5 protein-coding genes and 1 pseudogene are annotated in these 10,656 nt (G+C 59.9%); 1 reads left to right on the forward strand and 5 read right to left on the reverse strand.

Translation table 11 applies throughout. The annotated features are described in order from the left end of the window. From VBE63_RS21020 to VBE63_RS21040, 5 genes are all read right to left on the reverse strand, one after another. The coding region (locus VBE63_RS21020) for a DUF4347 domain-containing protein (RefSeq protein WP_323684979.1) at positions 1 to 4,488 on the reverse strand (4,488 nt) is incomplete at its 3' end. A gap of 109 nt (positions 4,489 to 4,597) precedes the next feature. Then, on the reverse strand, positions 4,598 to 5,698 hold the full coding sequence (locus VBE63_RS21025) for a response regulator (protein WP_323684980.1): 1,101 nt from the start codon (positions 5,696 to 5,698) through the stop codon (positions 4,598 to 4,600). Positions 5,699 to 5,952: 254 nt separating this feature from the next. Continuing rightward, on the reverse strand, positions 5,953 to 7,827 hold the full coding sequence (locus VBE63_RS21030) for a sensor histidine kinase (RefSeq protein ID WP_323684981.1): 1,875 nt from the start codon (positions 7,825 to 7,827) through the stop codon (positions 5,953 to 5,955). Between the two features lie 10 nt (positions 7,828 to 7,837). Further along, positions 7,838 to 8,305, reverse strand: a complete 468-nt coding sequence (locus VBE63_RS21035; RefSeq protein WP_323684982.1) for a hypothetical protein — start codon at positions 8,303 to 8,305, stop codon at positions 7,838 to 7,840. Positions 8,306 to 8,438: 133 nt separating this feature from the next. After that, on the reverse strand, positions 8,439 to 10,040 hold the full coding sequence (locus tag VBE63_RS21040; RefSeq protein ID WP_323684983.1) for an AAA family ATPase: 1,602 nt from the start codon (positions 10,038 to 10,040) through the stop codon (positions 8,439 to 8,441). 364 nt (positions 10,041 to 10,404) lie between these two features. On the opposite strand from VBE63_RS21040, the pseudogene VBE63_RS21045 reads away from it, so the two are divergent. Then, positions 10,405 to 10,656 (forward strand): annotated as a pseudogene (locus tag VBE63_RS21045) (AAA family ATPase); the annotation flags it as partial.

Genomic DNA, 10,656 nt, shown 5'->3' on the forward strand with positions numbered 1-10,656 from the left:
GGGTTCTGGCTCCGGCTCGGGCTCTGGCTCGGGCTCTGGTTCGGGCTCGGGTTCTGGCTCGGGTTCTGGTTCGGGTTCTGGCTCAGGCTCGGGTGCGTCGGTGATGTTGAGTGTGAATGCTGTGGTGACGGGCGCGCTGCCAGTTAGGTCGTTGTCCTGAACCTGGACGGTGACGGCGTAGCTGGCCTGGGTCTCAAAGTCGAGGCTGGTGCCGGCCTTGAGGTAGAGCGTGTTGCCATCGACCTCGAAGCTGTCGGCATCGGCGCCGGTGAGGGTGACGGCGTTGCTGCCGAGGGCATCGTCGGTGATGGCGAGAGTGCCGACTTCAATGCGCGCGTTGGTGTCGGTGCTTTCAGCGAGGCTGGTGGTGGTGTTGGTCAGGGCGACAGCTGTGGGAGCTTCGTTGACATCGGTGACGCTGACGGTGATGGTCTGGGTGTCGGTGCCGCTGTGACTGTCATCAGCCTGTACCTCGACCACATAGGTGTTATTGCCCGCCGTGTCACCTTGGTCTTGCGGGTTTTCAAAGTTCGGGGCGCTCTTGAAGCTCAGAGCGCCGGAGTTGGCGTCGATCTGGAACAGGTTCTGGTCAGCACCACCGGTGAGGCTGAAGGTCACCGTGTCACCGTCGGCATCGCTGGCGGTGACCGTGGTCACGGCGGTGGTGTTTTCGGCGACATCAATCGCAGCAGTGGTGCCGCCGCCGTTGGATGTGATGCTGGGCGCCGTATTCGCGGCCGTGGTGACATCGACCTTGGTCACGCTGGCCTGATCGTTACCAGCTTGGTCGGTCGCTACGACGTAGAGGTCGTAGGCGGTGTTGGCGTTCAAGCTGGTGATGGCGGAGAAGTTGCTGTCGAAATCTCCGCTGGATACCGAGGCATTGGCATCTGCGAGTGCAGCGCTATCGTTGCTGTCGTGCCCGGCTTGGATCTGGGTGATACTCGGCGCTGACGCATCATTGGCAACCACGACGTAATAGAGGGTGCCGGCTTCGTCCAGGCTGGCGAATGGGGTGAAGCCGTCGGTGGTGAGGCTGCCAGCACTTGGCGTCTCGTCAAAGGTCGGCGCGGTGGTGTCAACCGTGACATCGGCGCTCAGCGAGGCGGTGTTGCTGGTATTGCCAGCGGCGTCGGTTTGGCGAACCAAAACATTGGCGGCGGTATTCACACCGGCGTTCAGTTCAAAGCTGCTGCCGCTGCCGGCAGTCCAGTTGGTGCCGTCCAGGCTGTATTCCCAGGTCGCGCTCGATTCCAGACCGGTGACGTTGACGGTGGCGTCGTTGGTGAGGTTGTCGCTGTTACTGCTGCCGGTATCGGCTGCCAATGCGAGGCTGGGGGCGGTCGGCGCGGTGGTGTCAACCGTGACATCGGCGCTCAGCGAGGCGGTGTTGCTGGTATTACCAGCGGCGTCGGTTTGGCGGACCAAGACATTGGTGGTGGTATTCTCACCCGGGTTCAGTTCAAAGCTGCTGCCGCTGCCGGCAGTCCAGCTGGTGCCGTTCAGGCTGTATTCCCAGGTCGCGCTCGATTCCAGACCGGTGACGTTGACGGTGGCGTCGTTGGTGAGGTTGTCGCTGCCACTGCTGCCGCTATCGTCTGCCAATGCGAGGCTGGGTGCGGTCGGCGCGGTGGTATCGATTACCAGCGCTTTGTTGGCTCCCAGCGAGCCGGCCGCGCCGGGCGCGGGCAGGGTCAGTGTAGCGGACTCGCCGTTGGCGGTGATGGTGCCGCCGTTCGACACCAGGGCGGTGGTGCCGGCGTAGTCGAGATCGCTGCTGGTGTCGCCCGCCTGCACGGTGTAGGTGAAGGTCAGGGTGTTGGTGCCGGAGCCGCTGGTGTAGGTGGCCGAGCGGTCGGTGGCGCCGGTTTCCAGCGTGAGTTGCGGGGTGCCGTTGGTGGTATCGACCGTGACTGCTTCGCTGAAGGTCACCTGAATGTTGATGATATCATCCACCTTGTAGCTGCCATCGGCAGTCGATGACGTGACGGCGGTGATGGTCGCTTCTTCCTGGTCCGTGACAGTCACCGTAACGCTTTGGTCGGTAGAAAGCCCTGATGCGCGGTCGGTGGCGCGGACGGTTAAACTGTAGGTGTCTTGGGTTTCATAGTCAGCGGGGGTTTTGAGGGCCAACACCCCGGAACTGCTGTTGATGGTGAAGCTATCGGCATCAGTACCACCGACGATGCTGTACTCCATGATATCGCCGCTTTGTTCGGTTGCGTCGTTAGTGGCGTTGTTGAGCGTACCGTCGTAGCCGTTCGCCGTTCTGTCGGCAATGGTCGCGCCGCTGGTTTCATCAAATTTGTAGTACCCCACTAGGCCGGCTTCATCACCAACCAGCTCGGTGTTCCTGTTGTCGTTGAGTTCAGCCGCACTTCTGGCGGTATTCCAGATGCGGACATCGTTTATCTGGCCTTTGAAGTAGCTGTCAGCATGGATCTGGTTGTTTTCGTAGTAAGCGCCAATGTAGAAATGGGTCGGCGTTGCGGTCTGATCGATTGTTCCGCTACCGTCTGCCACCCCGTCGAGATACAGGGTCACGTCAGAGCCATTTTTTACGATGGCGACGTGATGCCACTCGTTGTCATTCACTACGGGGGCACCGGTAACCCCCTGCCACTCACCGGTATCCATACCGACTTCAAGCTTATTTTCACGTATTCTGAATTGGAGATTATCTGCTGTGTCGCCGACGCCGTTGTTAAGAGTAGATGAGCTGACGATGTTTGGGATGTCTCCAGTGCTCCCCGCAGTTTTGATCCATGCCTCGATGGTGATGATATCTTCGTTGCCGCCGTGCACATTGGCGTTGATAGCGACATAATCATCCGTACCGTCAAAATTGAGTGCGCTGTTGGTCTTGTTATCTTCCGCCAAAACCGTGCCAACGGCGGTGGTATTCTCGTCGATCGTGAAGGTGTCGTTGGAGCTGAACACCGGCGCTTCGTTGATATTGTGCCGAATGATGATGTCTTGCGTGGCGGAATCGCTACCGCCGTTGCCGTCGGATGCGCTGATGGTCAGGGTTTGACTGTTGGCGCTGGGCTCGGCAGCAGAGGTGTAGGTGATCTTGCCGGCAGTGGTAAAGAAGGTGTTGAGATCCTCCACACTGCCTGTAAAGGTGACCGCTGCGGGGTCGGTGTCATTGACCGTGACACCACCAGCAGAAGAGGCTGCAATACTCCCTTCGCCCACGCTCAAGGTCACCGTCAGAGGATCGCCATCCGCATCGGCGAAAGGCGTTCCCGAGAACAGCAGGTTACCGGCCTCGTCTTCCGTGACAACTTGCTGGAGTGGACCGGTCGCGGTTACGGGCGTACCAAAATTGATCAGGGTGCCGTTGTAGGCAGGATTGCTGTCGCTGTCATCGCTGAGCGTAGTGCCAAAAGCCTGATCAAAGCTGTAGTAGGCCACCAAGCCAGTTTCATCGCCAGCCAGAGAGGTGTTCATGGCGGCCTGGATTGCCGTGGCATCGAGAGCTGTGTTCCAGATACTGACTTCGTCGAGAGCCCCGTCAAAGTTGCCAAAGGCACTATCAGAGGTATTAATATATACGCTGCCACTGATATAGGTATGTGCATCGACGAAATTCGATGTATTACTTGTGCCGCTTCCATCGGCAACACCATTCAGATAGTGGGTGATGGTACCGTCTGATTCTTGAACAACAGCAACATGGTACCATTCCCCGTTCGTAAGATTTGTATCAGAAAGGATATAATCTGAACCTGTAAAATAACAGAGTTTCTTTTGAGAGACTCCCCATATAAACCTGTTGGAATCATCACCACCTTTATATTGACTGATGAACCATTGTTCAGGTTTACTAACATCATCAGGTTTCATCCAGGCCATGAGAGTCATGGCGTTTGCACTGCCGCTTGTTGGCAACAAGGGCGCACCCAAATCGATCTTGTCATTCACCCCATCAAAGTTCAGCGCCTGATTAATGGCGATGGTGGGGGGGGCGTTAGGTTCAAGCAACGTGCCGTTAAATCCCGCCGCAGCGACCATCGGCGATTCAATATCGCCAATCGCTGCTTCCAGCACCCAGTCGCCACCCAGCGCCGCTGACCCGGTCAGATCATCCGATGCCGCCACATTCGCCCCGGTGATCTGCCCCAACTCGTCGATAAAAGCGCGACCGTTTTCATCTGCCGCCACATTGCAGCCGTAAAGCAGCAGATCACCCTCAGCGGTCAAGCTCTGGCCAATTTGCGCGAGGGTTGCGGAATATTCGCTCAGGGATTTGTTATTCAGATGAGCACTGCCAAGCTGGATCTGCCCGGCGCTGCCGTGGGAGATAAGATGCAGCGCTTCAATACCACGGCTCCCTTGCAGCGCGGCGGCGAGTTCGGCGACGCCATCTCCCTGACCAGAGAGCAGAATCACCTCCAGCCCGGCCTGTTCGGCGGCGGTTGCCAGGGCTTGATAGTCGCTGACGCTGCGGTCGATAACGGCGATTTGGTGGGTTGCTGAGGCCATGATCAGGCGCCTTTTTTATCAGATTGAGAGGTAGTCATTGAGTTGCAGCGCAAATCCGAGGCTTTGTGGCAATGTATTCATTTGTGTTGCGCCGGCACGCTGTCGGGCGTTAGCGGTTTGCGGCGGTGATCAATGCGCGCAACTTGCTGCCTGGTTCCGCTTGCAGTTCATCCGCCAGCAACTGCGCATACCCGTGGTAGAGGCTCAGCGCATGGGGTCGGCGATTGTCCTGAAGGTAAAGCTCGACCAAGTGGATCACCGCCTGCTCGTTGAACGGATCCTGCTCCCTGGCGGTCAGCAGCAGGATTTCGGCCTGCTGGGATTGCCCTCGCCGCTGATGTTCGGTCGCGGCACTGAGCAGCGCGGCCTGATACTGCAACCGCAAGCGTTCGCGAAACGGATCAGCCCAGAGCCACTGCGCATCGGCCAGGTAATCGCCTTGGTAGAGGTCGATCGCTTGCTCCAGAGAAGGGAGTGGATCCTGCTGTCTGGCTGCCAGTGACACCAGATGGCCAAAATGCGCCTTGTCCCAGAAGACATCAGCGGACAATTCCAGACCCAGTTTCGTCAGCCGGATGCACTCGCCGACGTCCGCGCTCTCGAGACTTTTGCGGATGTGGTAGCTGTCGTTGTAGAAACGGCTTTCAGCGCGGGAGAAGGCTGCATCCGGATGGAGGGCGTCGAGCAGTTGCTCGCGATTGATCGGGGTGCCGTGGTGATGCAGCAACCAAGCGAAAAGCTCACGGGTTTTGCTGGAGTGCCATGTCAGCGGGCCGTTTGGCGTCTGGACCTGCAGGCCGCCGAAGGTGGTGATGCGGATGTGGGATTGGCGGGGACTTTGATCGACCCGCGCTCGCAGTCGTTCCACGGTGGTGGCGAGCCGCCGGGGTTGCAGCGGCTTGAGCAGATAATCCTCGGCCGCGCAATCAAAGGCCTTGACTGCGTAACCAGCATGGGCGGTGACAAACACAATGGCAATCTTGGGCAGTTGCTGTTGCAGCTGCCTGGCCAGTGTCAGCCCATCCATGCCCGGCATGGCGACATCAACAAAGGCCACGTCGGGACGCAATCTTGCGGTCTGCGCCAGCAGATCCTCGGGGTAGCGATAACAGCCAACCACTTGCAAGTCAGCGGCGTGCGCCCTCAGCAATGCTTGGAGTTCATCGAGGGCCGGCTGTTCATCGTCTATCAACACGGCGGTCATGGGCATCAGTGCGATCTCTATACCGAGGCCTCACAGCCATTGCATACGGCTGAATGCCTGCCAGACGCAGGCTTTATCATCAGTGTTGGATTCACCAGGAGCAGCGAGCTGCGTGAAGTGGTGCAGGCTAGCAGACCGATCTCGCGAAAATCTCACGACTAGGCCGCGCGCCGTTGGGTTCCTGTGGGTGCAATCTGGTGCAAAACACCAATCCGCGCAGCGGTTCAGACGGATCAAGCAGACGTCAGCGGTCGGTGGCGTTACTCTGCGGCTGCGGTGAGCACAGTGACGAACCATCGCACTCGGGTGCCCTGGCCGGGGGTGCTGGTAATCTCTAATCCCCGGCCGTAGAGATGCAGTAGGCGGCGGTTAATATTATTCAGGCCGATCCCCTGGCGTTGGTCACCCTGCCGCTCCAAAGTGGCGGCTGGGTTCATGCCGACGCCATCATCGCTGACACCAAAATGGAGCGCCTGCCGCGTGGCCTCGACGCTGACCGTGACAACTCCTCCTTCTCTGCGGGGCAAAATCCCGTGATTGATGGCATTTTCGACAATCGGCTGCAGGACGTTGGCCGGCACCTGGTAGGTTGTGATCCGCGGGAGCTGGTACTTGACCTGAACCCGCTCACCGAAGCGTTCCCGCTGGATGGACACAAACAGCTCAACCATCGCCAATTCTTCGTCAAGGCTGGTGTGTTGATTGAGATTCTTGAAATCAAAACTCTGGCGCAGAAACTCGCTGAATTGGTACAGCAGCTGGCGGGCTTTTTCCATGTCGCGCCGCGACAAAGAGATGACGGTATTCAAGGTGTTGTAAAGAAAATGGGGATTGATCTGCGCGCGTAAAAAGGCCATTTCGTTGGCTTGATTCTGTGCGTTAAGCAGAGAAATGCGCTGAGCCTGGAGAATCAGCTGCAACAGCAAAAAAATAAAGACACCCAGATGCAGGGAACTGCCAGCAACACTACTGATGGCATTGGTCAGATACAGGACATCATGCAGATTAATAATGACCAGCACCAGCAGGCTGATCAGGTGAGTCAGCCCCCCCTGTTTTCGCGCGCGGACAGCAAGCAGGCAAACCAACAGGGTGCAGACGAGCACACTGATGTCCAGCAGGTTGCTCAGCGGCCCAAAGGCGGAATAGCTTGACATCGGCAGCAACAGATAAGCACCTTGGGCCACCAAATTGATCGCCAGCCAGATCCGCACAAGCACCGCGGACAGCGTGGTGGAAAACAGCTGATGGGTATAGAGCAGCAGCAGGAAGCCCCCCCAGGCTGTACTGGAATAATGAAGGAAGGCGATCTGCTCAATACGGATTGCCGGAGCCAAGCGAGTCAGCAGCAACAGGTGCGCCATGTCCAGAATCACAATGAGGATCAGACAGAAAAGCGCAAAGGTGAGAAGATAGCGATGCCGGCGGAGCAGAAAGTAGACCGCCGCATAGAAAAACCCGATCACCAGCAAAGCGCCGAACAGGGCGGCTTCCTGCAAAGAGCGGCTGAGTACCTGATCAATCAGGGTGTTGGCATCGCCAAGAAAGATGTCCGCCCAGAATCCGCCACGGGCATAATGATGGTTAGATACCTGGATCAACAGCTCGAACCTGGCGTCTGGCACACTGAAGACGGCCACCAGGGGACGATACTGCCCCTGTTCCTGCTCGACGCGAGTCCCCGGGGTGCCGTTGCTGGCTACCAGCCGGTCATCAACAAACAGTCGATAGGCACTTGAGAAACTATGCACCTGCAAGGCGAGCTGGGTTCCGACAGGCAGGTCGGTCAGAATCTGTAAACGATAGGTGGCATAGCCATGCCCAGGCAGGTTCTCACCGGCCATCTGATAATGATCCCAAGTGGAGGGAACCGCGACATAGCGATCCGGAACTGACTGGCGCGCCTTGTCAGGGGTTAACATGGCCCGCCAGTGAAAGGCCCACTCGCCCCTGAGCGCGATCGGCCCATCGTGCGGAGTCCAGCCACGCAAATCGAGCACCCCCCGATCTGGACGCGGAGCCCCATCGGTTGCGTTGGTGGCGCAACCGCCGAGCAGGAGCAGGATGCCCCAGATCATCCCCAGCAACGCGAGGCGGGACAGGTGGCGCGAAATCGCGGATGGGTCAGCGAGCACGAAAAAGCGATCAGAATGAACCAGGCTGCTTGGCTTCCCGCAGGCGGTTGAGTTCCGCTTCAAGCGCAGTCCGCGCGGCCGCCTCGCGCTCAGCCCTTGCCAGGGCCTGGTCGCGCTCGCGGCTGGCCTGATCACGTTCGCGGCTGACTCGATCCCGTTCGCGCTCGGCCTGCGCTTGCGCCTGTTCGGCACGGGTCCACTCTGGGAGGACGAAGGCGCTGTAGACCGGATCGTGACGAATCGCCTCCAGGTCAGGGCGACGGATGAGGTCGGCGAGACGAAACTGGAAGCCGGGTAGCAACCGCGAGCGAACGAGACGCTCGTTGCCTTCGCCTTCGGTTGGCAGCGGGCTGTAGAGGCCGCTGCGGGTGCGAGCGTAGAAGGCCAGGTTGCCGGACTCGCGATGCAGCATGTAGTACTCGGGCACGCCGGCGGCGGCATACTCCGCCTTCTTGACCTGGCTCGCGCGCTCCGCCACAGGTCCAAGATGGGGTCGGCCTGCGGATCGAGGCGGATCTGCGTCAAGGTCTGTTGCACAGATGAAGGTGCATGGAGTTCTTGAGGCAAGCGCATCGGTTGATGGGTGCGCAGGCGCGCGTTGGGATCAGGCGCTAGGCCCCCCAAACCCCGATACTGAATCCTTCAAGGCTGGCGGGCCTGTGCCAGATCTTCTTTTTCCAGGACACCTTGGGGTTGCGGTTGAAGATGACCAGATGGGCCTCGTCGGCGCCGACTCGCCGGCAATAGTCCAGGGTTTGCGCCAGCCCGGTCTGGATCACCCTGTCGAGCTTGCCGCGCAGCAGCTTGAGTTCAATCACCACCCGTTGCAACGGGCCGTACAGGCCCTGCTCCGGGTCCAGCGGCCATTCGATCAGTAGATCGGTGCGCTTGCGCCCAAGGCCGTATTCTCGGGTGAGACGGCCACCGCCGTTGATGATGCGCTGCAGGAAGGCCTGCATCAGCAGTTGCGGGGCGGCTTCCTTGTAATCGAAGCCTTCGCTCCAGCTATCCGAGTGCTCGCGGAAGAATTGCTGGAAGGCGGCCAGCAGCTTCGGCATGTTGAGACGGTGGTCCGGGTCGATGTACCAGGCCGGCTCCTGATTGGGGATACGGGTTTGCGCAATCCAACTCAGCTCGCGGGGGATGATCTCTTGGTAGATGCGGTTGCTGATGCGCACACCGGGACGGGTGACGATCAGCCCCAGGTCTTCCACATATTGCTGATCGTCCATCGTCAGCTTGTCCAGGCTGTCTTCCTCGCCGGTGAGCAGCCCTTGTAGCACGCGATGCACCCGCGGTTCTTTGAGCTTATCGCTGAGCTGGTCCAGATGGGTAGCGCGCGATTGGATCAGGCGCTCGCGGGCGGCCTGGTAGTCGATCAGGCCAATGGGCTGGCTGCGATCGCGTGCGGCGCGGTTTTCCCAGGTCACCTCGTAGCCCAAGGCATTGACCAGCCAGGGCTGGCCGCGGCTGTCTTCCCACAGCTCGGGGAAGATGGCTTCATCGAACCGCTGACCGGTGGCCTCGGTATGTTGCAACCAGAGGGCGCGGGTCTCGGCTTCGGTGAAGTTACCCATGCGCAGGGACTTGGCCTTGATGTTGAATGCGCTGCCACCGGTGATGACCTGCGCGCCGTCCTGCTCCAGGCGATAGTCGCGCACGTCGCGCACGCCGCAGAGGACGATGGATTGGGGAAAGGACTCGGGGCGCTGGGCGTAGCCGGCGCGGATCTGGCGCAGCAGGGAGATCAGGGTGTCGCCGACCAGGGCGTCGACCTCGTCGAGCAACAGGACGGTGGGCTGGGTGGCCGTTGCCGCCCATTGGGTCAGGAGCCGAGTGAGCAGGTGTTGCGGCTGGGTCTCGGGCTTGTTGGTTCTGTACCAGGCCAGTAGATCAGGGTGGTGGGTATCGCGGGCAATGGCATCCACCATGGCCTCACAGGCCGCCGGGATGCCCTGCGTCGCATCTCCGCGCGCCGCCTGGGCGCCCTCGATGTTGGCGTAGGCACAGGCGTAGTCGCCGCAGCCATTGAGCGCCTGCATCATCGCCAGCAGCGTGCTGGTCTTGCCGGTCTGGCGCGGGGCGTGGAGCACAAAGTAGCGCTGCTCGCGGATCAGTTGCTGAACCTCGTCCCAATCCAGACGCTGCAACCGCGGCAGGTGGTAGTGCAGCTGCGGCTTGATTGGGCCGGCGTTGTTGAAAAAACGCTGCATGATGGTGCTCGGTTCAGGGGCCAGAGGGCAGCGCCACAGCGCCCTCTGCGCGATGCGGGCAGGAGCCGGAGCGGGCAGCGGGGGCGTTCTTTGTTGTTGCCTAGGCAAATCATAACACTGGGCTTGAGTGCCTGGATGCGATCTGCGGCCCTGCCGCGAGCGGCGAGGAGGATGACTCTGAAAGCGCTATACTGACTGCCTACAACTCAGGCGATCGACAGCAAAGCGTGAACGCCTTTACCATGAAATTCCCCTACGGCACCGCTGACTTCCACGCCATCCGCACGGAAGGCTATTACTACGCCGACCGCACCGGGAGCATCCGCGCGCCGGGGAATTCGAGGCGCTGTTTGGATCGCTCGCCATTGGCCAAAACCCCACCGCGCGGCACAACCAGTACTTTGTGCTGCGCTGGGATTTCTCCATGGTCGATGCCAGTGGCAGTCTGGCGGAGATTCGCCAAGCCTTGCATGATCATCTCAACAGCAGAGCGGGCACCTTTTTCAGCTACTACCGCGAGCAGCTCGGCCAAGCTGAGTTGAAGCTGCGCGAGGAGAACGGCCTGGTCGCATTAGAGGCGGCGGTGAACGCCGCCCGCGCCCAGGGTCATGATCTG

This window comes from Lamprobacter sp., assembly GCF_034860625.1.
GTDB lineage: Bacteria > Pseudomonadota > Gammaproteobacteria > Chromatiales > Chromatiaceae > Lamprobacter.

What these genes read in the sequence shown, in the direction of transcription:
- VBE63_RS21025 (WP_323684980.1), bottom strand. Translation starts at nt 5,698, where the DNA reads ATGCCCATGACCGCCGTGTTGATAGACGATGAACAGCCGGCCCTCGAT.
- VBE63_RS21040 (WP_323684983.1), bottom strand. Translation starts at nt 10,040, where the DNA reads ATGCAGCGTTTTTTCAACAACGCCGGCCCAATCAAGCCGCAGCTGCAC.